This is a genomic window from Novosphingobium sp. JCM 18896 (assembly GCF_025938095.1).
In the GTDB taxonomy this organism is placed as follows: Bacteria; Pseudomonadota; Alphaproteobacteria; order Sphingomonadales; family Sphingomonadaceae; genus Novosphingobium.
Genome location: NZ_JAPCZF010000003.1, coordinates 164,621 through 187,003 on the forward strand (window position 1 = coordinate 164,621; position 22,383 = coordinate 187,003).

Below are 22,383 nucleotides of genomic sequence, written 5' to 3' on the forward strand. Positions count from 1 at the left end.
CTCTCCCGGGGTCGGCTGAACTATGGTTCAGCATAAGAATCGGGAGAGATCATGAGCGAGGAACTGAAGCGGCGGATCGGCAATCTGCCGCGCGAGGAATGGACCGACGCCGCGCGCGAGGTCTTCGCCTTCTGGGGCGAGCCCGATGCCTGGGAGAACGGCTCGAAGACCAACATGTCGATGGTCCTCGCCAATCATCCGCCGCTCGCCAACGCCTATCACACCTTCGGCAAGCACTTGCTGCTCGCCTCGACGATCGCGGTGCGTCCGCGCGAGCTGATCGTGCTGCGCGCGGCCTGGCGGCAGAAGTGCCAGTACGAATGGCATTATCACGTCGGCTATGGCCTCAAGGCCGGGCTGACGATGGAAGAGATCGCCGCGGTGCGCGACGGCTGGCAGTCGCCCGTGTGGGACGGCAAGGACGAGGATCGCGCCGTGCTGCGCGCGGTCGACGAACTGATCGACACCTCGCGCATGTCCGACGAAACCTATGCCGCGCTCTCCGCCCATTTCGGCAAGGAGCAGCTGATGGATTTCGTCTTCACCGTCGGCAACTACGTCATGCTCGGCTGGGCGATCGCGACCTTCGGCGTTCCCGTGGAGGACGGCGTCGATCCGATCGGTTTCGACCTCAAAACCCGCTCGGGCGCGGCGCCCGGCGAGAAGAGCCGGCCGCTGGAAACGAACTGACCGCCATGACGCTCGAAGACCTGCTCGCGCGCGAGGCGATCCGCGACACGATGGCCAAGTACACCACGGCGGGCGACCGGCTGAAGGTGGACGACTATGCCGCCTGCTTCACCGAAGACGGCGTGATGGAGGCCGAGCACGCCGATCCCGGCTTCGCCTTCCGCTACGAAGGGCGCGAGGCGATCCGGGCCTGGCAGGCGCGCTGGCTCGAGCGCACTCTCGCGGGCGAGAAGGTCCATGACGCCACGTTTGCGCGGCATCACCTCTCGACCTCGAAGATCGACCTGACCGGGCCGGACAGTGCCAAGGCGCGCACCTATTGGGTCGCCTGGACCGACATCGGCCCCGACCACGCCGGCTACTACCTCGACACGTTCCGCAAGGTCGGCGACACCTGGCTGATCGCGCATCGCCTGGTCCGCGAGGACTGGCGCTCGCCCGACAGCCTGTTCGGCACGGCCGTCAGCAAGTCGCGGGGCTGAGGCGATGGACCTGCACCTCGCGGGCAAGCGCGCGCTCGTTACCGGCAGCTCGTCGGGCATCGGCGCGGCGATCGCGCGCGAACTGGCGCGCGAGGGTTGCGACGTCGTCGTCCATGGCCGCGACCGCGCACGGGCCGAGGCCGTCACGCGCGAATGCGAGGAACTGGGCGCTCGCGCCGCGGTGGCGCTCGGCGCGATCACCGACGATGCCGAGGCTGATCGTGTCGCCGACGAGGCCCTCGCGGCTTTCGGCGGGATCGACATTCTGGTGAACTCGGCCGGCGGCACGGTGCGCGGCGACAATCCGGCCTGGACCGACGTCTCTTCGGATGACTGGCAGCGCAGCTTCAGCCTCAACGTGATCTCGGTGATCCGGCTCGCCCAGCGGCTGACCCCGGGCATGGCCGAGCGCGGCTGGGGGCGGATCGTCAACATCTCGTCGGTCGGCGGCACGCAGCTTTCGGGGCGCCTGCTCGACTATGGCGCGGCCAAGGCGGCGCTCGATCACCTGACCGCCAACCTGTCGCGCGCGGTGGCGGGGCAGGGCATAACGGTCAACGCGATCGTCCCGGGCACGGTGCTGACCCCGCAGGCCGAGCGCTGGATCAACACGGTCGCCGAGCAGAACGGCTGGCCCGACGATTTCGCCGAGCGCGAGCGGATCTATACGCGCGACTTCAGCGAACAGCCAGTGCCGCGCCTCGGCCGGCCAGAGGAGATCGCCGCAGCGGTGGCTTTCCTCGCCAGCCCCCGTTCGGACTTCACCACCGGAGCGTTGCTGCGTATCGACGGCGGCAACACCAAGGCGCGATGAGGAGAAGAAGGCGATGGCCCGTGAACCGCTCGACTGGGATCTCGGCACGGGCAACCTGCGTGTCGAGCGCGAGGGGCCGCTGGTCTGGCTGACGATCGACCGCCCGCAGGCGCGCAACGCCTTCACCCCGGCGATGTATTTCGGGATCAAGAAGGCCGTGCGCCGGGTCAATGCCGACAAGCAGGTCCGCGCGCTGATCATCACCGGCAGCGGCGACGTCTTCGCACCCGGCGGCGATCTCGGCGGACGCAGCGAGCCCGGCGATGCCCCGGTTCCCGAGGGACTGGCGCAGGAAACGCTGCCGTTCGTCACGATCCGCGAGAGCCAGGCGCCGGTGATCGCCGCGGTCAACGGCATCTGCCAGGCGGGCGGCCTGCTGATCGCGATGATGGCCGACGTCGCCGTGGTCAGCGAGCGCGCGACCTTCCGCGTGCCCGAACTGCTGCGCGGCATCATCGACGCGACCTATGCCTCGGTCCTGCCCGCCCACGTCGGCATGGCCCAGGCGCGCGACCTGCTGCTCACCGCGCGCAAGATCGACGCGGCCGAGGCCTATCGTATCGGCCTGGTCTCGCGGCTCTGCGCGCACGAAGACCTCGAGGCCGAGGCGCGCAAGGCGGCGATCGAAGTGCTCCAGACCGCGCCCGAGGCGCGCGCGCACGTCAAGCGCATGCTCAACCAGCAGTATCCGGCGATCGATTACGAGACGATGTTCGTCTCTTTGATGAGCCCGACCAGCGAAGCGCGCGAGGGCATGCGATCCTTCATGGAAAAGCGGCCGCCGAACTGGATCCCCGAAGACCTGCCGGGCTGAGCCTCACGCGTCCTTGGGGTGGACGAGCGCACCCAGCGGATCGTCGCCCAGAGATTCGCGGATCGCGGGCAGCAGCCAGTCGCGGAAGGCGCGGATCTTGGCGAGATTGCGCGTGTGCTCGGGATAGACCAGCCACATCGTCCGCGCCTCGACCGCATAGTGATCGAACGGCGCGACCAGGCGGCCCGCGGCGATCGCGTCGGGGAACATCGGCGGGAAGATCATCGCCACGCCATGCCCGGCGATCGCGGCCTGGCCGTCGAGCACCTGCGAATCGAAGCGCAGCCCGGGATCGTGCGCGCCGTCGTAGCCGTCGCTGAGCGAGGCGAACCAGGTGTCCCACCACTCGTCGTTGGGCGAGAGCCGCGTGACCCTGCGCAGGTCGGCGGGGGTGGTCAGCGGATGGCGAGCGAGGAATTCGGGGCTGGCCATCGGCGTGATGATCTGGCGCAGGAGGAAATGGCTGACCACGCCGGGGCCGGGATCGATCACGCCGCGGATCGCGACGTCGATCTCGCCGGCGGCGAGGTCGACCACGTCGTCGGAAACGTGCAGGCGCACGGCCAGGCCCGGCCGGGTCAGGTTGAACGCGCCGATCCGTTCGGCCAGCCAGTTGGTCGCGAACGTGCGCGAGCAGGTGATCGAGAGCACGGCTTCGTTCTCGGCCTTCACCGCCGAGAAGGCCTCGCCGAGCAGGGCGAAGGCCTCGCTCACGCGCGGGGCGATGCGCTTGCCCAGGCTGGTCAGCGCGACGCCGCGGCCCTTGCGGGTGAACAGCTGCGCACCGATCCGCTCCTCGAGCAGCTTGATCTGGTAGGACACCCCGGCCTGGGTCAGCGCCAGTTCCTCGGCGGCGCGGCTGTAGTTCTCGTGCCGCGCGGCGGCTTCGAAGACACGGATGGCGGCGAGCGGCGGGAGCGACATGCCGATATCATAAGCTGAGCTTGTCTATTGCGTCCATGCTTTTGTTGGAGTTCGCGAGGCCTCTGGGCCACATGCGGGGTACACGAAGGGAAGGGACACTCCATGTTGAAGATCGCTCTTTCGGCTGCCCTCCTCGCAGCCGTTTTGCCCGCTCCGGTTCTCGCGCAGGACAACCTGCCCGACGTCCGCGTCTATTACGGCGACCTCGATCTGGCCGATCCGGCCGCGGTCCGCACTTTCGACCGCCGCCTGGCCAATGCCGTCGAGGCGGCCTGCCCCAGCGATGCCGGCCTGCGCGAAGTGACGCGCCTGCGCGAGATCGCCGCCTGCCGCACGGCCAAGCAGGCCTCGGTCGCGACCTTGCGCCAGTCGGCGCTCGCCGCCGCGAATGGCGAAAAGAACGTCCTGGCTTCGGCGCGCTGACCCTCGCGCCGGCCGCCGTCAGCCGGGCCGCGCCGGGAAGCGACATACAAGCCCGGCTGATGGCGGAATGCCTTTTCTTGACAGCTATGCTATTGGCCGCATTCCGCGGGAAGCGCGCCGCAATCGCTGCGCGCTAGGTCACGATCCGCTAAGGAGGTTCGTATGACCTATGCTTTCAAGACCATGCCGTCGCCCGTCGGCGAGCTGACCCTGATCGCGAGCGGGCAGGGGCTCGCCGCGATCCTGTGGGAGAACGATGATCCCGATCGTGTTCGGCTCGGTCCGCGGATCGAGGATCGCGAGCATCCGGTGCTCGTCGAGGCGGCGCGGCAACTCGGCCAATATTTCGCGGGCGAGCGCTGGGCCTTCGACCTGCCGCTCGACTTTCACGGCACCGATTTCCAGAAGCGCGTCTGGGAGCAGCTGCTGGCGATCCCCTTTGGCGAGACGCGCTCTTATGGCGAGATCGCGCGCGCGCTCGGCCAGCCGACCGCGAGCCGCGCGGTCGGGGCGGCCAATGGCAAGAACCCGATCTCGATCGTCGCGCCGTGCCACCGCGTGATCGGCACCAACGGCGCGCTCACCGGCTTTGCCGGCGGGCTCGAGGCCAAGCAGCGGCTGCTCGCGCTCGAAGGGCTTGAACTGGCGCTCTAGGCGTCGAGTGCGGCGACATGCGCCGCGCTCGATTCCGCCAGGGCCTCGAGGTCGTAACCGCCTTCGAGCAGCGAGATCACGCGGCCCTGGGCGTGGCGTCCAGCCAGCGCGACGAGTTCGCGCGTGATCCAGCCATAGTCCTCGGCTTCGAGCATCATCTGCGCGAGCGGATCGCGGCGGTGCGCGTCGAAGCCGGCCGAGACGATGACGAGTTCGGGCGCGAACTGATCGAGCGCGGGCAGCAGGACGCGCTCCCAGGCGCGGCGGAATTCGGCGCCGCCCGCGCCCGGTGGCAGCGGCGCGTTGGCGACGTTGCCCGCGGCGCCCTGCTCGTCCGATCGGCCGGTGCCCGGATAGGCTGGGCTCTGGTGGCTCGAGGCGAAGAACAGGTCGGGATCCTGCCAGAACTCCTCCTGCGTGCCGTTGCCGTGGTGGACGTCGAAATCGGCGACCGCGATCCGGCGCAGGCCCCAGCGGTCGCGCGCGTGATGCGCGGCGACGGCGACGTTGTTGAACAGGCAGAAGCCCATCGCCGTCGCAGGCCGCGCATGGTGCCCCGGCGGGCGCACCGCGGCGAAGGCGGCGCTGGCCTGGCCCTGCATGACCAGATCGACCGCCAGGGTGGCGCCGCCGGCGGCGCGCAGCGCGGCTTCGATCGAGCCCGGCGACAGGATCGTGTCGGGATCGAGCGCGCGCAGTTCGCCGGGCGGAACCTCGGTCGCCAGCAGTCGCTGCACGTAGCCGGCATCGTGGACGCGGGCGATCTGCTCCGCGCTCGCGCGCGGGGCTTCGATCCGCACCAGGCCGGGAAAGCGTTCGGGTGCCAGCGCGGCCTGGACCGCGCGCAACCGGTCGGGCCGTTCGGGGTGGCCCTCGCCGGTGTCGTGATCGAGGCAGGCCTCGTGGGTGATCAGCGCGACGGCCATGCCGCGACTATGGCCCAGCCCGCGGGCCGGGTCGACGCCGAATCAGCCGGCGTTCTCGACCAATTCGGGCGTGCCGTGCTCGGCTTCCCAGGCGGCGATGTCGTCGTAACAGGTCTCGACCACGCGCGAGTAGGTCTCACGGAAGGTCTCGCGCTGTTCGGCGTGGTCGAAGGCGAAAGGCCGGTCGCGGCGCACGGCTTCGAGCACGATCGGCGCGACGCTTTCGGGTGAGTAGAAGCGCGGCGCGGCGTCTTGGAACGACTCTTCTGGCACCTGCAGCCCCTCGCTCTTGGGGCCGCCGAAGCGCTGCGGGCGATAGAGCGAGTTCTGGTCGCCCAGCGCCGAGGCGACGCCGCCCGGGCAATAGGTGGTGACGCCGATGCGGTGCTGCCGCAGTTCGAGCGACAGGTTCATCATCAGCCCGATGATCCCCATCTTCGCCGCCGAATAGACGCTGTGGACGGGCACCGATCCCGGCGTCAGCCCCGCGGTCGAGGAGGTCGCGACCAGGTGGCCGCCCCCCGCCGCGATCATGCCCGGCAGGAAGGCGCGGGCAGTGTTGAGCACGCCCATCAGGTTGACCTGGATGATCCAGTCGGCGTCCTCGTCGCGGATCTCGGCGAGCCGGTCGAAATTGGTCGCGCCGGCATTGGCGAAGACCAGCTGGATCGGCCCGAACGCCGCCTCGGCCTCCTCGCGCAGCGCGTGGATCGCGGCGCGCTCGCAGACGTCGCAGGGCACGGCGATCGCGCGGCCGCCGGCGGCGACGATCTCGGCGGCGGTGCGGCGCGCGTTGTCGATCATGATGTCGCCGATCGCCACGGGCACGCCGCGGCGCGCGAGCTCCTTGGCCAGGCCCATGCCGATGCCCGTGCCGCCGCCGGTGATCACCGCGGCCTTGCCGGTGATGTCGGTCATGGTTTTTCTCCTAATCCTCCCCGGAACGGGGAGGGGGACCATGCGAAGCATGGTGGAGGGGGCTCTCGGCCAGCCACGCGCTTGCCGGCCTGCCCCCTCCACCACGCCGCTGCGCGTCGCGGTCCCCCTCCCCGTGCCGGGGAGGATCTTCGTTCAGATTCCGAAGCGCAGCTTGATCGAGCGGTAGCGGTCCTGCAATTGCCCCACGCGCTCTGCGGGCGTGACCATGGCGGTATCCTTCGGCAGCGCGTCGAGCAGGTCGGCGCGCTTGACCAGCCGGGTGCGGAAGGTCGCGGGGTTCTGGCTCATCAGGTTGCGATAGCCGAGGTTGCCCTCGCCAAAGCTCTGGGTGTCGAGCCAGTTGTGCACGCCGGGGTCGTCGTGGGCGATGACGAAGCGGACGACATTGTCCGAGTCCACCTTGGTCCGCGCCGGCGAGAACGAGGTCGAGCGGTAGAGATAGTCCATCGATTCGACGAAGACCGCGTTCATCCCGAACAGCCAGAAGCCGTCGTGCATGTCCATCTCGACCACCAGCGCCTCGTCGGGCGCGAGCCGCCAGATCATGTTCGCGGCCATGCGCCCGCGCTTGGCGTCGGACGCGTCGTTGGCGCTCTTGTCGGCGGGGAAGACGTTGGGCTGGTTCGGATCGCAGACCCCGCCCGAGGTCGCCCACGAATGCTCGGGCCAGTCGCGCATCACCCCGGTGACGAAATCGCCGGCCCATTGGAATGCCTCGACCATCCGCTCGGGGCTGGGCATCGGCCGCGGTGCGTCCATGCCGATCCGCTCGATCGATAGGGTGGTCGGCGTCTCGAACCACTTGTCGAAGGCCTCGCGGATGAACAGCTTGCGGCTGCCCGGCGTGGTCGGCAGCCAGTTCTTCTCGCGTTCGGGGCCGCCGATGTAGAGTTCGAAGAAGCCGTCGGGGTCGGCTTCGATCTGGTGGCCGAAGATGTTGCTTTCGGGCACGTCGCCGAAGGGCTCGTGCAGCGGTGCGAAATCGGTGCCGGGGATCTTCGCGGGCTTGGGCCCCTGGACGGTCAGGTTGAACCAGCGCGCGGTGCCCTTGCGGCCGGTGATGCGGTAGGCGTGATCGCCCGATATCCAGGCCTGGCGATAGGTGAAGTCCGAAACGTCGCCGCCGAGCTTCATATAGGGATGGGTGAAGTAGTGGATCTGCGGAAAGGCCGGGTCGGCGGTCTCGAGCGCCAGCGGGAAGGCTTGCCCCAGGTTCTGCGTGAGGAAGCGGAAGGCGTCGGCGCGCAGCAGCGGCTCGGCGGGATTGGCCTGCTTGAACGCCTTGTCGCCGGCGGCCTTGAGCTGCTCACAGAACTGGTGCCAGGCTTGGCGCAGCGGTTCGTCTACGGGTGAGTCGCCAAAGGCCATGTCAGGCTCCCAATCTGGTGAGGATCTCCGAGAGGTTCTCGGCGGCGCGCCGGGTCGCTGCGCGGTTACCCTCGGCGTCGATGCGCGGGCCAACCAGCTCCAGGTCGAAGACGCCGGTATAGCCCGCGGCGAGAATGTCGCCAAGCAGCCGTTCGAGCGGGATCGCACCGTCGCCGATAACCGCGCGGCATGGCGTCGAGCGGTCGCCGAGCACGTAGTCGCTGACCTGGACGAGCCCGACCAGCGGCATGATCCGGCGGAACAGCGGCTTGAGCCCGGCCTCCATCCAGCAGGCGTGGAGTTCGAGGCAGATACCCACACCGGCGATCTCGGCGAGGGTGGCGGCGTCGGCCAGGGTATGGGCGATGTGCAGGTCGGCGTTCAGCGAATTGGCGTTCTCGACCAACAGCTGCACGCCCGCGGCGTCGGCCGCGGCCTGGCACGGCGCGACCAGCTCGGCGAAGCGCGCCGCCGCCGCTTCCCAGTCGAGCGCGCCGCGCGCGCCGGTGAGCATGTAGATCGAGCGCGCGTCGAGCTGCCCGGCGATCTCGATCGCGCGCAGCAGGCCGGCGGTGGCCTGGCCGCGGTCGTCGTCGAGATTAGGCACGGTGGCGAAGGGGTGGTTGACGCATTCGACCGCGACGCCGCCTTTGGCCAGCGCGGCCTTGGCCTTGTCGAGGTCGCCGGGCTGCATCAGCACCGGCGTGACCAGGGTGGTGTGCTGGACGCCGATGTCGCGGCAGTGGTCGATGAAGGCCGAGGTGCTCTCGCGGACGAAGGCGACCTGGTGGAGGTTTACGCGCGGGTGCATCAGAATCCTCCCCGGTACGGGGAGGGGGACCGCCAGCGGAGCTGGTGGTGGAGGGGGCTCTCGTCCCCAGGCAACGCCGCGTCAGGGGGGCAACCCCCTCCGTCAGCCCTGCGGGCTGCCACCTCCCCGTACCGGGGAGGATGAGAAAGCCCCTCCATCACCGCGTCTCGATCTCCACGCCGAACCGCTCGCGGAACGGGCGGAACTCTTCGTTCAACGCGTCGATGTCGAGCCCGGCGTCGATCAGCGACTGGGTCGAATATTCGAACTTGCCGTGGCGATCGCCCTTGTTGTTCGCCAGATAGTCCCGCATCGCCGTCTCGGCCTGCGGGGTCAGCTCGCGGCCGGCGAAGACGTAGTAGCCGCGGATCGTGCCGATCGGATCGGCGACGAAGTCCTTGTAGCGGACGTGGTGGATCCGCGGATCGTGGATCAGCGCGTTCGCCATCGTGTTCTGGTTGCTCATCCGCGTGCGCAACAGGTGCTGCTGTACCTCGGCGACCATGTCGATCTTGCCGACGATGCCCTCCATGATGTCACGCATCATCGCCGCGCTCGAGGCGACGACCTGCACGGGGTCGCGGTGCAGCCAGACCAAGGTCGCGTCGGGATAGGTCTCGAAGAATTCCTTGAGGCGGTGGCCGTGGAAGCCCTTGAGCACCCAGTGCTTCTTCGGCCGCTTATATTGCAGCGCCTGGAGCATCATCTTGTGCAGCCGGTTCTGCGCGGCGCTGTCGGTGGGCAGGCCCATCGACAGGTTCTGCATCGGTACGCGCCACCAGGCCGTGGGGGTCATCACGCGGAAATCGAAGGCCCAGGTGCGCTCGTCCTCGGGCAGACCGTCGCCGAGCATGTCGTTGTAGGGGTGGCAGTGCAGCCACTTCCACATCTTGGCGTTGATCTCTTCCCACTCGGCATCGGCGAGCGCGATGCGCGGATCGACGCCCGCGACCGTGCCCGGCGGGGGCGAGGGGTGCATGACCTCCCAGAAGCGCAAGGCGCGGGCATCGGGATCGACCGACATCAGCGCATGCATCAGAGTGGTGCCCGAGCGCGGTTCGCCCGTGGCGAACATCGGCCGTTCGATCACCTCCTGGGCCAACGGCCAGCGCTTGCGGTCCTCGAAGAAGCGCAGGCGATCGGTCAGCAGCCAGTCGATGTTGTCCGCCGCCGCCTGGCGGCCGGCCGCGTCCATCGGGATCGTGTTGATGTGCGCGACGGCCAGGCCCAGCCGCTCCTCGAAGCTGGGATCGCCCCAGTCGCCGAGCCCGGTCTCGGCCTTGGCGCGTTGGATCAGGGCTTGCGGATCGAGCGGTTCGCTCACGCCGTTTCCCCGCAGAGCCGCAGGATCTCGTCCTCGGTCTCGCGGACCTTGGCGGCCGAGGCGCCGGCGAATTTCAGCCCGGCCATGCCGCCGTAGTCCATGACCTTGAACACGCGCATGCCGGCGTCGCAGAAGCCCTTGAACTTGCGCGCGACTTCCTGCGGCGTGCCGACCGGGATCAGATCGGTGATCGCCTTGGTATCGACCTCGCTGCAGAACTGGATGATCCGCTCGCGCGTCAGGATGCCGGGGTTGATGTCCTGATAGCCGCGCCAGGTCGGTCCCATCGGGTGGTTGTGGCCGAAGCGCTTGAGCTCGTCGGCGGTCAGCATCAGCAGGATCGACTTGACCAGCGGCTGCTGCAGCATCTCGGCGACTTCCTCCTCGCTGCCGAGCAGGCACATGATGATGTTGGCGGGGACGATCGCCGCGGGATCGCGGCCTGCGCGTTCGGCCGACTGGCGCAGCCGGCCGAGCTTGTCGGCATAGTCCTCGGGCCGCCAGGCGCCCGACGGCCACCAGCCGTCGACATAGCGGCCGGCGATTTCGAGCATGCGCGGCCCCGAGCAGCCGGCCCAGATCCGCGGCGGCTTGCCGTCGTAGAGATCGGTGTCCATCCGCGCGTGTTCGAGCTTGAAGAACTGACCCTCGAAATCGACCGTGCCCTCGCTCTCCCACAGCAGCTTGATGACGTGCAGCGCTTCCTCGAAGCGGCTGACCGGCTTGGCGAAGTCGAAGCCGTAGGGGACCGTGTTCTCGGTCTCGCCCGAGCCGATGCCGAGGATGAAGCGGCCCTTGGACAGGTGATCGACGGTCAGTGCCGCCTGGGCGATCATCGCCGGGTGGCGGCGGACCGTGTCGATCACGCTAGTCGCGATCGGCACGTTCTTGCTCATCACCGCGGCGGCACCGGCGACGACCATCGCGTCGAGATGCCGGTGCGGCGAGGGCGAGGTCGTGGCGAGATCGGTGAATTCGGGCGTCCAGATCGTGTCGGGCCAGAAGCTGACCATGTGATCGGGCAGCCAGATCGAATGATAGCGCCCCGAATCGTACTGCTCGATCATGTCGACGCCAAGCGGCAGGGTCGTGCGCAGGAAGGCTGCGGGCTGGACTTTCATCGGCTCTCTCCCCGGGCGTCGCTATCGGCGCGCGCGTTGTCTGGCCTGGATTAGTCGGTTAGAGGCGAGGGGAGATAAATTCCCATTTGGGGATATGGCCTCGGGAGAAGGCATGGACGCGCATCTTGCGGAGCTGATCCCGCCGCTGATCGAGGGTATCGTCGAGGACCCGCTGTGGTCGGCCTTCCTGGCGCGGCTGCGGCAGCGGCTTTGTGCCGACTACGTCTCGATCGTGTTCCGGCCGCTGCCCGACGGTTCGCCGCGCGACCGACTGATCCACCTCTATGCCGGCCAGGCCTGGCCCGACGAAGTGAACCGGGTGTTCCGCGAGAGCCTCGGCGGCAACGATCCGATGCCCTATCACGACCTCGTCGCCGACCGGGTCTATGCGCTCAACGAACTGCTGCGCTTCGGCGATCCCGAGCACGACCGCTACCGCCTGCAACTGCTCGCGCCGGGCGGGATGCGCTTCATGCGGATGATGCGGATCGAGGAATCGGGCGGCGTCAGCGCCTGGCTCACCGCGGCGCGCGCGACCCACGAGTTCACCGAGGCCGACGATGCGCTGATCGCGGCGCTGGTGCCGTTCTGGCGCGCGGCGCTGACCAGCTACGTCGCGCTCGAACGCGAAAGGGTCACCGCCTCGGTCGCCGAGGAGGCGATCCGCCGGCTCAATTTCGGCTGGCTGACGCTCGACGCGGCGGGGCGCGTGCTCGACGGCGACGCCCATGCCACGGCGATGCTCGCGGCCTCGGACATGCTGCGCAAGGGCCGCGACGGGCGGCTGGTCGCGCGCGATCCCGCCATCGCACGCGAGATCGGCGAGGCGGTGCAGGCGCTGGCGCGCGATCCGCAGGCGCGGCCGCGCGCGGTGGTGCTCAGCCGCGATCCCTGGCTCGACATGCTGCTCGTGCCCTCGAGCATCCGCACGGGCAACACGCGGCCCGCGCCGACCGTGGTCGCCTATGTCCACGCCGACGACTGGTCCTCGGCCGACCGCTGCGACCAACTCGGCGAACTGTTCGACCTGATCCCCAGCGAGGCGCGGCTGGCCCTGGCGCTGAGCCGTGGCATGTCGATCGCCGAGGCCGCGGGCGAGCTGGGCCTGACCGTGGAATCGGCGCGGACCTATTCGAAGCGGATCTACGCCAAGACCGGCGCACGCGGACAGGCGGACCTGGTGCGGTTCATCCACCGGAGCGTGCTGGCGATTGCGTAAGTTCATCCTCCCCGGAACGGGGAGGGGGACCGCCAGCGAAGCTGGTGGTGGAGGGGGCTGTCGGCAAAAGCCGCGCTTGGCGGAGAACCCCCTCCGTCACGCGCTTCGCGCGCGCCACCTCCCCGTGCCGGGGAGGATTGATTGCGCTCACCCCTGCGCGTTCGCCTCGGTCGCGGCCTTGCGCTGGGCGGCGGCGCGCTTCTGCCAGCCGTTGCCGTCGTCGAGCGTGCCGAACATCCAGTCGTAGAGCAGGGTGATCGTCGCGAAGTTGCCGCCGGTGAACTTGGCGTGGTGGTTGTGATGCATCCGCGACAGGTAGTTCATGTACTTGAACGGGAAGCGATCGCTGGTCCACAGCGTGTGGTTGTGCAGGTTGATCTGCGAGAAGGCGGTCCAGGTGACGACGAAGGTCACGACGTGGAACGGCCCCATCAGCAGCGACAGCACGAAGATCGAGGCGACGAACAGCCCCAGGCCCATCGCCACTTCGAGCGGGTGGATATAGCTCGAATCCTGGCGGCAGGGGTTGTGCTGGCGGTGGTGCACCGCGTGGACCCACATCAGCGGCCCGCCCAGGAAGCTGCTATCGTGGAACAGGAAGCGGTGCATCAGGTAGTAGAAGAAGTCGTAGAAGAACAGGATCACGACGATGTCGCCGAGCATCTGCCACCACGGCTGCGACTGCAAGGTCAGGGTGAAAGGCACGATCACCGCGAAGATCGGCAGGATGAAGATCGCGCCCCACTTGCGGTTCCACGCCTGGTTCTCGGCGTAGCTCGGCCGCTCCATCTTCTTGGCGAGCGTGTCCTTGTTCAGCTTGTTCGCCGCCTTCAAGGTCGGCACCAGCTGCGTGATCAGCTTGCCCGCGAGCGTGGTGAAGATCAGTCCGCCGATCGCATAGAGCGTGGCCAGCCACTGATAGTTTTCGGCAAGCGAGGACAGCGCGGAATTCATTCGGCAGGATCTTTCGTCAGGACGTCGCGTAGGACGGGCAGCGGTATTCCTTCAGATTATGTACTATGCAAGCGATTTGAGAACAGCGTTCTACTTTATCGCGGACACGTTGCACAAAGGCCATAGCGGCGGCGCGTTAACCAATCGCGAACTGCCCGCCCGCGCCGACAAGGACGCAAGCGGGCAGAGCAATTCAGTACGTCAGCGTCGGATCGGGCGGTCGATGATCGCCTGGTGGCCTTCGGGCAGCACCACGCCGACCTGCTTGGCATAGGCGTCCCAGGCCGCGACCAGCGCCGCCTTGCGCGCGGGCTCGGCGGCCGAAAGGTCCTTGGTCTCGCCAGGATCGGCGGCGACGTCGAACAGGTGCCACTGGCCGTCGCCGTTATCGACGATCTTCCAGTCGCCCTGGCGCAGGCCGCGGCCACCGAACAGTTCGTCGCCGATCGCGTCGCTCGCCGTGTAGACCTGCGTCGCCTTGCCCTGGAGCCAGCCGGCCCAGGACTTGCCGCGGATCGGCGTGACTGCCCGCCCGGCGAACTGCGCGCCGGGCCGGGCGACATGCGCGAGGTCGAGGAAGGTCGGCACGACGTCGGCGACGTTGGTATAGGTGGTGCCCACGCCCTGGCGCACGCCGGGGCCCGAGAGGAACGAGACCGCGCGCGTGCCGCCCTCGGTCGAATAGGCCTTCACCTGCCACGACGGCGCGGTCGCGGCCAAGGCCCAGCCTGGGCCGATCGCCTCGTAGGAGGTCGCCGCGCCGATGTTCTCGACGCGGTTGTCGGCCTTGGCATAGACTTGGTTGAGCATGCCCATCGACTTCTCGTAGAGGTTCGAGCCCTCGGCACCGTTGTCGGCGAGGAACAGGATCACGGTATTGTCGTACTCGCCCGTGTCCTTGAGCGTCTGGACCACGCGGCCGATCGCCGAGTCCATGCGATCGACCATCGCCGCATAGACTTCCATGCGCCGCGTCTCGCGCAGCTTCTGCTCGGGTGTGAGCGTGTCCCAGCGCGCCGCCAGATCGGGTTCGTGCGCCGCGGTCTTCGCATCGAGCAGGCCAAGTTCGACCTGGCGCTTGAGCCGGGCTTCGCGCAGCGCGTCCCAGCCGGCGTCGTAGCGGCCCTTGTACTTGGCGATCGTCTCGGGCGGGGCCTGCAGCGGGAAGTGCGGCGCGGTGAAGGCCAGATAGGCGAAGAACGGCTTGCGGCCATCGGCGCCGGACTTGGCCGTCCTGAGCTGGTCGACCAGCCGGTCGGCGAAGACGTCGGACGAATAGAAGCCCTGCGGCAGGGTCGTGATCTGCTGGCCGTTCACCGTATAGGTCGCGCCATAGACGTTGCGGTTCGGCGCGACGTTGAGGCCGAAGTGGTTGTGCCCGCCTTGGAGCATCGCGAAGCTGGTCTGGAAGCCGCGCGCGTGCGGGTCCTGCTCGGGCGTCACGCCGAGGTGCCACTTGCCCGAAAGATGTGTGCGATAGCCGCCGGCGGACAGGATTTCGGCCAGGGTGGCGGTGTTGGCCTTTAGGTAGCCTTCGTGGTTGGGCTTGCCCTGCTGGTTGGGGGTGATCATCTCGGCCATGTTGCCGAGGCCGGCCTCGTGGTGATCGAGCCCGGTCAGCAGCGAGGAACGCGTCGGCGAGCAGGTCGGCGCAGTGTGGAAGTTGGTTAGCTTGAGGCCGCGCGCGGCGATCGCGTCGAGGTTCGGCGTGGCGATCTCGCCGCCGAAGGCGCCGATGTCCGAGAAGCCGAGATCGTCGGCGACGATGATCAGGAAGTTCGGGCGTTGCGGTGCAGGGGCGGCATCGCGCGCCATGGCGGGCACGGCGGTGAGCGCGACCAGTGCGGTCGTGAGGCGAAGGAATTTGCGTTTCATGGCAGTCTCCCAGGTTTGTCCTGTGGGTCGGAAGGGGGCGAAAAGGTGGCCGGACCGCCGAAGCGGCCCGGCCCGAGGAGATCAGTCTGCCGACGGCAGCCCGACCGGGAGGTGCCTCACCATTTCGCGCGCAGGGTGGCGCCGAAGGTCCGCGGCTCACCAGTGGTTCCGGTGATCAGCCCGAAGGTCCCCGGTGCACGCGCGACGTAATAGTTCTTGTTGGTCAGGTTCCGCGCCCAGAAGGCGAAGTCGTATTTGCCGTCCGCGGTGCGTAGTCCGATGCGGCCGTTGAGCAGGCCATAGGCGGGCACCACGCCGTACTGGCTGAGGGTCGCGGTCGAGTTGAACGACGAGCGGTGCATGTAGTCCGCGTGGACATAGCCTTCGAAGCCCTCGGTCACCGGCTGCGAGGCGTCGAGACCCAGCGAGTAGGCGAACTTGGAGACGCCGGGCAGGTGCTGGCCCGACAGGTCCTGGATACCGCCCTGGTTGTTCTTGTCCGGGGCTTGCGGCGAGTTCGCGAAGGACACGAACTTGGCGTCGGTATAGGCGCCCGAGGCGGTGAAGCGCAGCCAGTCGGTCGGCGCATAGGCGAGGTCGGCCTCGACGCCCTTCGACCGCACCTTGGGGATGTTGTCGATGTACTGGGTGAAGACCGTGCCGGTGATCAGCTCCGAGACGGTGGTCTGGTAGTCGCGAATCTCGGTGAGGAAGGCCGCGAGGTTGAAGGTCACGCGGTTGTCGAGGAACTGCGACTTGAGACCGATCTCGAACGAATCGACCTTCTCTGGATCGACCACCGGCCGGCTCGCGCCGCCCGCGGTGACGTTGAGCCCGCCCGACTTGCTGCCGTGCGAATAGGAGCCGTAGAGCAGGACGTCGGGCGTGATCTTGTAGCCCAGCGTGATCAGGCCCGAGAGCGCATCGGACTTGGTCTTGGCCGAGAAGGTCAGGTTGCCGAGCTGGTAGGCGGCGCTGTCGCGGATCGCCTGGAGCGCGGCGGCCTGGGCCGCGGGCAGGGTCGAGAGATTGAGCCCGCTGGTGGGGACCTGGAAGCGGGTGAAAGAGCCTTCCTTGTCCTCGTGGGTGAAGCGCAGGCCCGCGGTCAGCGTCAGCGCGTCGGTGATGTGCCAGTCGGCCTGGCCGAAGGCGGCATAGGACTTGGTGCGCGGGTCCGAATAGCTGTCGGCCTCGAAGCCGGTCAGCGCCTGCGACACCGCGGCGATCGTCGCGGCGGGCGTGGTTCCCGGCAGGTTCCAGGCGGCGAAGTCCTTGCCGTAGCCGGTGCGGCCATAGCCGCGGATAATCTGGTAGAGGTAGAACAGGCCGACCTGGTAATCGACCGTGTTGCGGCCGTTCGAGGCGAGGCGCAGTTCCTGGGTGAACTGGCGCTGGAAGTTCTGCTGCTGCGCCAGGGTGTTGATCGCCAGCGAAGTCGCGTCGATGTCGTTGGCCGGGTACCAGTCCCACCAGCGATAGGCGGTGATCGAGGTCAGGGTCGCCTTGCCGAAGTCCCAGTTGAGCTCGCCCGAGACGCCATAGCTCTCCATGTTCGCCTGATAGGGTGAGTCCGCATCGCCGACGCGCGAGAAGGCGTTGGTCGTCGGCAAGGTGTAGTTCAGCCGCGCGGCGCGGTCGAAGATGTTGTTGGTGATCGGCGCGCCGTTGGCGAAGGTCGTGAAATAGCCGTCGATCAGGGTCAGGTTCGAATGCAGGGTCTGCTTCGAATAGTCGCCGATCAGGCGGATGCTTAGGTCGCTGTTGGGCTTGATCAGCAACTGACCGCGCGCGCTGAAGTTGTCGTAGTCCTGTGCCTTGGTCAGGTTGGCGCGGTTGAGCAGGAAGCCGCCGCGGTGGGTGTCGGCCAGGCTGATGCGGAAGGCCACCTTGTCATCGACGATCGGCGCCGAGGCCGAGAGGCGGATCTGGTGGTAGTCGTAGTTGCCGAGCGAGCCCTCGACGGTCAGGTCGGGATCGAAGCTGGGCAGCCGCGTCGTGATGTTGAGCGCGCCGGCCGTGGTGTTCTTGCCGAACAGCGTGCCCTGCGGGCCGCGCAGCACTTCGATCTGCTGGAGGTCGACCAGGTCGAACTGCGACTGGCCGGGGCGCGCGAAATAGACGCCGTCGACATAGAAGCCGACGCCATATTCGAGGCCGTCGACCGCGATCGCCGAATTGGCGCCGAGGCCGCGGATGTTGATGTTGGAATTGCGCGGGTTGGTCGATGTCACCTGCAGGCTCGGCACGAGCTGCTGGATCTGGTTGACCGTGAAGTTGCCCGTGCGGTCGAGCGTGCCGGCATCGACCACGCTGATCGCGACGGGGACATCCTGCGACTTCTCCTCGCGGCGGCGCGCGGTGACGAGGATCGGCTCGCCATAGGCGGCATCGTCGGCGGCGGCATCGGCCGTGGCGGCAGCATCCGCGGTAGCCGCATCGGCGGCGATGGCGGGCGCGGAAGCGAACAGCGTCAGTGCGGTTGCGCTCGAAGCGAGCAGGATCGCGCCACGGCGGGCGCGCAAGCGAACAGAATTCATGAGATTTTCCCTGAGACTTCCCGTGCGGGCAAGCGCCGCCGCTCCGCGGCCGGCCTTGCGCGCATGGGATCGCGGGCCGCTGTCGGGCCACGCCTTGAAAGATGAGATGTCGCCTGCCGTTGGCCGGCCGGGCGAGGTGCCGTCAGGTCCGCCGGTGGGCGGTCCCGGTCAACGGCAGGTGTCGTTCGATGTGCGCATCGTTTTCTCCTGGCGGTAGGGAGATCACGATGCCTGGCGTGGTCGCCTTGGCACCGTGCGCTTTAGCCGTTGGTGACGCGGAGCAAGCTGCATCTCGTCAAAAGCCGCGGATCCTTCGCTGCCGGGGCAGCCGGTGGATCGACCGTGCAATCATTACTAAATTAGTTGAGTATTGCTGCAACGTAGCTTTGCTGCGCCCGACGCAAGCCTGACTTTAGCGCGCGGCCTCGGGCTGGCGGACCAGGCGAAGGTAGGGTTTCTGTGCGGTCCAGCCTTGCGGGAACAGGGCTTCGGCGGTCGCATCGTCGACCGAGGGGACGATGATCACGTCGTCGCCCTGCCGCCAGTCGGCCGGGGTGGCCACCTTGTGGCTGTCGGTCAGCTGCAGGCTGTCGATCGTCCGCAGGATCTCGGCGAAATTGCGCCCGGTCGAGGCCGGATAGGTCAGGGTCAGGCGCAGCTTCTTGGCCGGATCGATGACCAGCACGGTGCGCACCGTCGTCGTGTCCGAGGCCTTGGGGTGGATCAGGTCGAGCAGGTCGGAGACCTTGCGATCGTGATCGGCGATCAGCGGGAAGTTGAGCGCCGTGCCTTGCGTCTCCTCGATGTCGCGGGCCCAGCCTTCGTGGCTGTCGACCGGATCGACCGAGAGCCCGAGCACCTTGACGCGGCGCTTGTCGAACTCGGGCTTGAGCCGCGCGACCGTGCCGAGTTCGGTGGTGCAGACCGGGGTATAGTCCTTGGGGTGCGAGAACAGCACGACCCAGCTGTCGCCCGCCCAGTCGTGGAACTGGAGCGGGCCTTCGGTGGAGTCCTGGACGAAGTCGGGCACGGTGTCGCCGAGCTTGAGAGACATGGTCCTATCTCCTCAGCGGCTCGGGCGCTCGCCCGCGGCGACGACGCGCACGAGCTGGCGCTGCTGGTCGCCGTAGTCGGCGACGCCCTTGTGCTGGGTCGCGCGGTTGTCCCAGATCGCCAGCGAGCCGGGGCGCCACTTGAACCGCACCTGGTTCTCGGGGCGCGAGAACTGCTGTTTCAGATGGGCCAGCAGTTCGCGGCCTTCGTCCGCGGGCAGCCCGACCAATTCCTCGGTGAAGCCCTCGTTGACGTAGAGCACCTTCTTGCCGTTGTGCGGGTGGGTGATCACCACCGGATGCTGCACGCCGCTGTACTGGTGGAGGTAGTCGTCGAGCTCGCTCTTGTCGTCGATCAGCTTGTAGGCCTTCGAATTCGGCCGGTGGATCGCGGTCAGGCCGTCGATCTTCTCCTTCACTTCGGGCGACAGCGCCTCGTAGGCGGAGATCCCGCTCGACCAGACCGTGTCGCCGCCGAGTTCGGGGGCGATCACGCTGCGCAGGACCGAGACGAGGTAGGGCTGCTCGAGATAGGTCGCGTCGGCGTGCCAGGGCGTGCCGTAATAGGCGTTCGCGTAAGGCCCGGTGTCCATCGGCCGGATGTCCTCGTCCTTGATGCCGCTGCGCTTGGCGATCGAGTCCGCGACCGGCGGGCCGAACACGCGGCCGATCGCCGCCTGCTGGGCATTGTCGATGCCGGTGTCGCGGAAGAACAGGACCTGGTGCTCCCACAGCAGGCGGCGCAGCAGGTCGGACACTTCGGGCGTGATCGGCGCGGTCAGGTCGAGTCCGCGGACCTCGGCGCCGAGGTTGGCCTCGACACGGACGACTTCGACGGCGGCGAGGTCCTGCTGGCGGGGCACGGCGATGGTGGTGACGGCGTTCATGGCAATTCTCCTGGGGAGGGGATGGGATCAGGCGTGGGCGGCGCGGCGATCGAGCTCGCGGCGGACTTCGGCGTGGGCGGCCTCGTCGAGATCGAAGCCGCGTAGCAGGGCGGCGGAAACGAGGTGGGCGAGCGCGGGGCCGATCGCGAAGACCAGCAGCAGCGCCTGCAGCGCGGCCGGCGTGTTCTGCGCGGCGGCCGGGTCGAAGCCGGCGGCGCCGACCAGCGGCAGGGCGACGCCGACGGCCAGGGCCATGCCCGCCTTCAGCGAGATGCTGAAGGCCGAGTAGAACAGCGCGGTGCGGTCCTCGCCGGTCTCGAGGCGGTGATGATCGGCGATGTCGGCGACCATGGCGCGGAGCATGAGGTTGCCCGAGCCTTGCGCCAGGCCCTGGGCCAGGGTCAGCGCGATCAGCAGGCCGATGCTGCCCGGCGCCAGCAGCAGCAGCGCGAAATTGATCACCACCTGGATGAGCTCGCCGGCGATCGCGGTGTGGTGCTTTCCGAAGCGCTTGGCGATCGTCATCCAGATCGGCCCGGCAGCGATGCCGAAGATGAACTGCGCGAGCATCAGCGCCGCGCCGAGCTTGGGCAGGCCCATGTAGAAGGTGACCACGAAGATGAAGAGCGCGCCGCGCACGCCCTGGCCGAAAGTGACGGCCATGTCGGAGAGGATCACGCGCAGCAGCAGCTTCTCGCGCAGGATCACCCGCAAGGTCGCGACCAGGCCGGGGCCTTTCTGGCGCGGTGCGGTGGTGGTGACCGGAGCGTCGGCAAAGGCGCGCAGGGTGAACCAGGCCGCGGGCACCAGCGTCGCCAGGATCACCGCGCCCATGCCCGCCATGCGCAGGCGATCGTCTCCGGGCCGGACCTGGTCGATCAGCGCGGGCAGCAGCATGACCAGCAGCAGCGCGACCGAGGTCGACACGGTGATGAAGGTCTGGATCCGCGTACGCTCGTGATAGTCGTGCGAGATCTCGCCCGACCAGGCGAAATAGGGGATCTGGATCATCGCCCAGCCCAGGTAGAAGGCGAAAAGCGCGACGCCGAGATAGAGCGGCGAAACCCCCGCGGGCGGAAAGAACAGGGCTGCGGTCGACAGGCCGTAGATCGCGGCGCCGCCGGCGATCCACGGACGGCGGCGGCCGAAGCGGCTGCGCGTGCGGTCGCTGAGCGCGCCGTCGAAGGGATCGGCGAAGGCGCCCCACAGGCGTTCGGCCAGGAAGATCGCGCCGAGTGCGGCCAGCGAGATGCCGAATTCCTTGGCGTAGAAGGCGGGGAGGAAATTGGTGATGGGCACCTGCGCGGCGGCGACGGGCGCGGCGAGCGTGGAGAAGGCGGCGAGCCGCGCGGTCGGCAGGCCCTTGGCGCTAGGCGCGCGGGGCGGGGCCGGAGAGAAAGTCGGGGCGAAGCTCGTGGCCATGGGGGTATCCGAAGCTCTGGGGAGGGAGTGGGCCGGCGACGAGCGCGCCGCCGGCCCGGGCGGCGGTGTCAGGCAGCCTCGGTGGCCGCCGCCTTTTCCTTCTTCGTGGTGCGGCTGGTGCGGCCGTCGATGCTCACGGGCACGTCGCCGTTGACCGTCGCGCGGCGCAGCGTCCGGCGCTGGAGCGCGAAGTCGGCGACCGCGCGGTGCTGGGTGGCGCGGTTGTCCCAGAACGCCACGTCACCGGGTTCCCAGCGCCAGCGCACGACGTTCTCGGGCTTGGTGATGTGCTCCTGCAGCACGTCGTAGAGCTTCGCGGAATCGGCCTTGTTCAGCCCGACGAAGTTACGCACGAAATGGCCGAGCAGCAGGTTGCGCTGGCCCGAGACGGGATGGACGCGAACCACCGGATGCTCGGTCTCGTAGACCGTCGAGGCGAAGACCGCCTTTTGGAACTGCGCGCGCTGGCGCTGGGCTTCCTCGGGATCCGAAGTGTCGCGCTTGAGGCCGAACTGCGCGGCATAGTCGTAGTCGTTGGTGTGCACCGCCCAGAGGTTGTTGGCGAGCTGGCGCAGCGGCTCGGGCAGGCCTTCGTAGGCGGTCTCGGTGTTCGCCCAGACGGTGTCGCCGCCGGCTTCGGGCGTGGTGATCGCGCGCAGGATCGAGCCCTTGGGATAGGCGTCGACGAAGGTCACGTCGGTGTGCCAGCTGGAGGCGGCGTAGCCTTCCTTGCTGTCGAGCTCGAGCAGGTAGCGCGAACCGTCTGCCACCGGCACCGTCGGGTGGGCGACGGGATCGCCGAACAGCCCGGCGAAGGCCTCGTGCTCGGCATCGTCGAGATGGTGCTGGCCGCGGAAGAAGATGACCTTGTGGCGGACGAGTGCGGCCTCGATCGCCTGGACGGTCTGGGCGTCGAGATCGCCCGAGAGCTGGACGCCGCGGATCTCGGCGCCGATGCGGCCGGTCACGGGGCGGATGTCGAGCGGCGAGGCGGGGTCCTTGGCATTGGGATAACGGTCGATTGCGGTGGCCATGATCGGCTCCTTTTGAAGATTACGGGGGCAAGGTTGGGGGCAAGGGGGATCGATCGCCGGTGCGCAGGGCATCGACGTCGGACGCGCCGGGCGCGCGCGGCAGAATCGTGGGG

The 22,383-nt window shown here is 68.2% G+C and carries 21 protein-coding genes; 7 read left to right on the forward strand and 14 right to left on the reverse strand.

Going from position 1 to position 22,383, the window contains the following annotated elements:
• Positions 1-51: 51 nt before the first annotated feature.
• The 4 genes from OLX23_RS11155 to OLX23_RS11170 are packed head-to-tail and all read left to right on the forward strand — an operon-like array spanning position 52 to position 2,800.
• Complete coding sequence (locus tag OLX23_RS11155; protein WP_264445069.1) at positions 52-690, forward strand: carboxymuconolactone decarboxylase family protein; 639 nt, start codon at positions 52-54, stop codon at positions 688-690.
• A 5-nt stretch (positions 691-695) separates the two neighbouring features.
• A complete protein-coding gene (locus OLX23_RS11160; protein WP_264445070.1) occupies positions 696-1,172 on the forward strand; it encodes a nuclear transport factor 2 family protein in 477 nt (158 codons plus the stop codon).
• A 4-nt stretch (positions 1,173-1,176) separates the two neighbouring features.
• Entirely contained in the window at positions 1,177-1,986 is an 810-nt protein-coding gene (locus OLX23_RS11165) for an SDR family NAD(P)-dependent oxidoreductase (protein WP_264445071.1), read from the forward strand.
• Between the two features lie 13 nt (positions 1,987-1,999).
• Positions 2,000-2,800 carry an enoyl-CoA hydratase/isomerase family protein gene (locus OLX23_RS11170; RefSeq protein ID WP_264445072.1) on the forward strand — a complete coding sequence of 267 codons (801 nt, stop codon included), beginning with the start codon at positions 2,000-2,002 and terminating at the stop codon, positions 2,798-2,800.
• A 3-nt stretch (positions 2,801-2,803) separates the two neighbouring features.
• On the opposite strand, the gene OLX23_RS11175 is transcribed toward OLX23_RS11170, so the two are convergent.
• Entirely contained in the window at positions 2,804-3,724 is a 921-nt protein-coding gene (locus OLX23_RS11175) for a LysR substrate-binding domain-containing protein (protein WP_264445073.1), read from the reverse strand.
• Between the two features lie 102 nt (positions 3,725-3,826).
• On the opposite strand from OLX23_RS11175, the gene OLX23_RS11180 reads away from it, so the two are divergent.
• On the forward strand, positions 3,827-4,147 hold the full coding sequence (locus tag OLX23_RS11180) for a UrcA family protein (RefSeq protein ID WP_264445074.1): 321 nt from the start codon (positions 3,827-3,829) through the stop codon (positions 4,145-4,147).
• A 162-nt stretch (positions 4,148-4,309) separates the two neighbouring features.
• Positions 4,310-4,801, forward strand: coding sequence for a methylated-DNA--[protein]-cysteine S-methyltransferase (locus tag OLX23_RS11185; protein ID WP_264445075.1), 492 nt, complete (start codon positions 4,310-4,312; stop codon positions 4,799-4,801).
• On the opposite strand, the gene OLX23_RS11190 is transcribed toward OLX23_RS11185, so the two are convergent.
• The 6 genes from OLX23_RS11190 to OLX23_RS11215 form a co-directional block, all read right to left on the reverse strand.
• Entirely contained in the window at positions 4,798-5,727 is a 930-nt protein-coding gene (locus OLX23_RS11190; RefSeq protein ID WP_264445076.1) for a histone deacetylase family protein, read from the reverse strand. The genes OLX23_RS11185 and OLX23_RS11190 overlap by 4 nt on opposite strands.
• Positions 5,728-5,769: 42 nt before the next feature.
• A complete protein-coding gene (locus OLX23_RS11195; protein ID WP_264445077.1) occupies positions 5,770-6,645 on the reverse strand; it encodes an SDR family oxidoreductase in 876 nt (291 codons plus the stop codon).
• 153 nt (positions 6,646-6,798) lie between these two features.
• Positions 6,799-8,034: a DUF1214 domain-containing protein gene (locus OLX23_RS11200; RefSeq protein WP_264445078.1), complete on the reverse strand. Its 1,236-nt coding sequence runs from the start codon at positions 8,032-8,034 to the stop codon at positions 6,799-6,801.
• Between the two features lies 1 nt (position 8,035).
• A complete protein-coding gene (locus tag OLX23_RS11205) occupies positions 8,036-8,845 on the reverse strand; it encodes a sugar phosphate isomerase/epimerase family protein (RefSeq protein ID WP_264445079.1) in 810 nt (269 codons plus the stop codon).
• 157 nt (positions 8,846-9,002) lie between these two features.
• Positions 9,003-10,169 (reverse strand): sulfotransferase family protein, encoded by a 1,167-nt coding sequence (locus tag OLX23_RS11210; protein ID WP_264445080.1) that lies wholly within the window; start codon positions 10,167-10,169, stop codon positions 9,003-9,005.
• Positions 10,166-11,290: an LLM class flavin-dependent oxidoreductase gene (locus OLX23_RS11215; RefSeq protein ID WP_264445081.1), complete on the reverse strand. Its 1,125-nt coding sequence runs from the start codon at positions 11,288-11,290 to the stop codon at positions 10,166-10,168. The genes OLX23_RS11210 and OLX23_RS11215 overlap by 4 nt, the downstream gene beginning before the upstream one ends.
• A 112-nt stretch (positions 11,291-11,402) precedes the next feature.
• Here OLX23_RS11215 and OLX23_RS11220 point away from each other — a divergent pair, with 112 nt between their 5' ends.
• Positions 11,403-12,509 (forward strand): helix-turn-helix transcriptional regulator, encoded by a 1,107-nt coding sequence (locus tag OLX23_RS11220; protein ID WP_264445082.1) that lies wholly within the window; start codon positions 11,403-11,405, stop codon positions 12,507-12,509.
• 147 nt (positions 12,510-12,656) lie between these two features.
• Here OLX23_RS11220 and OLX23_RS11225 read toward each other — a convergent pair whose 3' ends face one another.
• The 7 genes from OLX23_RS11225 to OLX23_RS11255 form a co-directional block, all read right to left on the reverse strand.
• Positions 12,657-13,463: a sterol desaturase family protein gene (locus OLX23_RS11225; RefSeq protein WP_264445083.1), complete on the reverse strand. Its 807-nt coding sequence runs from the start codon at positions 13,461-13,463 to the stop codon at positions 12,657-12,659.
• Between the two features lie 201 nt (positions 13,464-13,664).
• A complete protein-coding gene (locus tag OLX23_RS11230; protein ID WP_264445084.1) occupies positions 13,665-15,338 on the reverse strand; it encodes an arylsulfatase in 1,674 nt (557 codons plus the stop codon).
• Positions 15,339-15,454: 116 nt separating this feature from the next.
• Positions 15,455-17,875 (reverse strand): TonB-dependent receptor, encoded by a 2,421-nt coding sequence (locus tag OLX23_RS11235; protein ID WP_264445085.1) that lies wholly within the window; start codon positions 17,873-17,875, stop codon positions 15,455-15,457.
• A gap of 412 nt (positions 17,876-18,287) precedes the next feature.
• Positions 18,288-18,929 (reverse strand): peroxiredoxin, encoded by a 642-nt coding sequence (locus OLX23_RS11240; RefSeq protein ID WP_264445086.1) that lies wholly within the window; start codon positions 18,927-18,929, stop codon positions 18,288-18,290.
• A gap of 12 nt (positions 18,930-18,941) precedes the next feature.
• Positions 18,942-19,814: a TauD/TfdA dioxygenase family protein gene (locus OLX23_RS11245; protein WP_264445087.1), complete on the reverse strand. Its 873-nt coding sequence runs from the start codon at positions 19,812-19,814 to the stop codon at positions 18,942-18,944.
• Between the two features lie 27 nt (positions 19,815-19,841).
• Entirely contained in the window at positions 19,842-21,236 is a 1,395-nt protein-coding gene (locus OLX23_RS11250) for an MFS transporter (RefSeq protein WP_264445088.1), read from the reverse strand.
• A 68-nt stretch (positions 21,237-21,304) separates the two neighbouring features.
• Positions 21,305-22,270, reverse strand: a complete 966-nt coding sequence (locus tag OLX23_RS11255) for a TauD/TfdA dioxygenase family protein (protein WP_264445089.1) — start codon at positions 22,268-22,270, stop codon at positions 21,305-21,307.
• Between the last annotated feature and the right edge of the window lie 113 nt (positions 22,271-22,383).

Bases quoted from the DNA above. Each gene is read 5' to 3' on its own strand.
- OLX23_RS11220 (WP_264445082.1), top strand. From the start codon at position 11,403: ATGGACGCGCATCTTGCGGAGCTGATCCCGCCGCTGATCGAGGGTATC.
- OLX23_RS11190 (WP_264445076.1), bottom strand. From the start codon at position 5,727: ATGGCCGTCGCGCTGATCACCCACGAGGCCTGCCTCGATCACGACACC.
- OLX23_RS11205 (WP_264445079.1), bottom strand. From the start codon at position 8,845: ATGCACCCGCGCGTAAACCTCCACCAGGTCGCCTTCGTCCGCGAGAGC.
- OLX23_RS11180 (WP_264445074.1), top strand. From the start codon at position 3,827: ATGTTGAAGATCGCTCTTTCGGCTGCCCTCCTCGCAGCCGTTTTGCCC.
- OLX23_RS11255 (WP_264445089.1), bottom strand. From the start codon at position 22,270: ATGGCCACCGCAATCGACCGTTATCCCAATGCCAAGGACCCCGCCTCG.
- OLX23_RS11245 (WP_264445087.1), bottom strand. From the start codon at position 19,814: ATGAACGCCGTCACCACCATCGCCGTGCCCCGCCAGCAGGACCTCGCC.
- OLX23_RS11250 (WP_264445088.1), bottom strand. From the start codon at position 21,236: ATGGCCACGAGCTTCGCCCCGACTTTCTCTCCGGCCCCGCCCCGCGCG.
- OLX23_RS11175 (WP_264445073.1), bottom strand. From the start codon at position 3,724: ATGTCGCTCCCGCCGCTCGCCGCCATCCGTGTCTTCGAAGCCGCCGCG.
- OLX23_RS11195 (WP_264445077.1), bottom strand. From the start codon at position 6,645: ATGACCGACATCACCGGCAAGGCCGCGGTGATCACCGGCGGCGGCACG.
- OLX23_RS11185 (WP_264445075.1), top strand. From the start codon at position 4,310: ATGACCTATGCTTTCAAGACCATGCCGTCGCCCGTCGGCGAGCTGACC.
- OLX23_RS11200 (WP_264445078.1), bottom strand. From the start codon at position 8,034: ATGGCCTTTGGCGACTCACCCGTAGACGAACCGCTGCGCCAAGCCTGG.
- OLX23_RS11170 (WP_264445072.1), top strand. From the start codon at position 2,000: ATGGCCCGTGAACCGCTCGACTGGGATCTCGGCACGGGCAACCTGCGT.
- OLX23_RS11215 (WP_264445081.1), bottom strand. From the start codon at position 11,290: ATGAAAGTCCAGCCCGCAGCCTTCCTGCGCACGACCCTGCCGCTTGGC.
- OLX23_RS11160 (WP_264445070.1), top strand. From the start codon at position 696: ATGACGCTCGAAGACCTGCTCGCGCGCGAGGCGATCCGCGACACGATG.
- OLX23_RS11235 (WP_264445085.1), bottom strand. From the start codon at position 17,875: ATGAATTCTGTTCGCTTGCGCGCCCGCCGTGGCGCGATCCTGCTCGCT.
- OLX23_RS11155 (WP_264445069.1), top strand. From the start codon at position 52: ATGAGCGAGGAACTGAAGCGGCGGATCGGCAATCTGCCGCGCGAGGAA.
- OLX23_RS11240 (WP_264445086.1), bottom strand. From the start codon at position 18,929: ATGTCTCTCAAGCTCGGCGACACCGTGCCCGACTTCGTCCAGGACTCC.
- OLX23_RS11165 (WP_264445071.1), top strand. From the start codon at position 1,177: ATGGACCTGCACCTCGCGGGCAAGCGCGCGCTCGTTACCGGCAGCTCG.
- OLX23_RS11230 (WP_264445084.1), bottom strand. From the start codon at position 15,338: ATGAAACGCAAATTCCTTCGCCTCACGACCGCACTGGTCGCGCTCACC.
- OLX23_RS11225 (WP_264445083.1), bottom strand. From the start codon at position 13,463: ATGAATTCCGCGCTGTCCTCGCTTGCCGAAAACTATCAGTGGCTGGCC.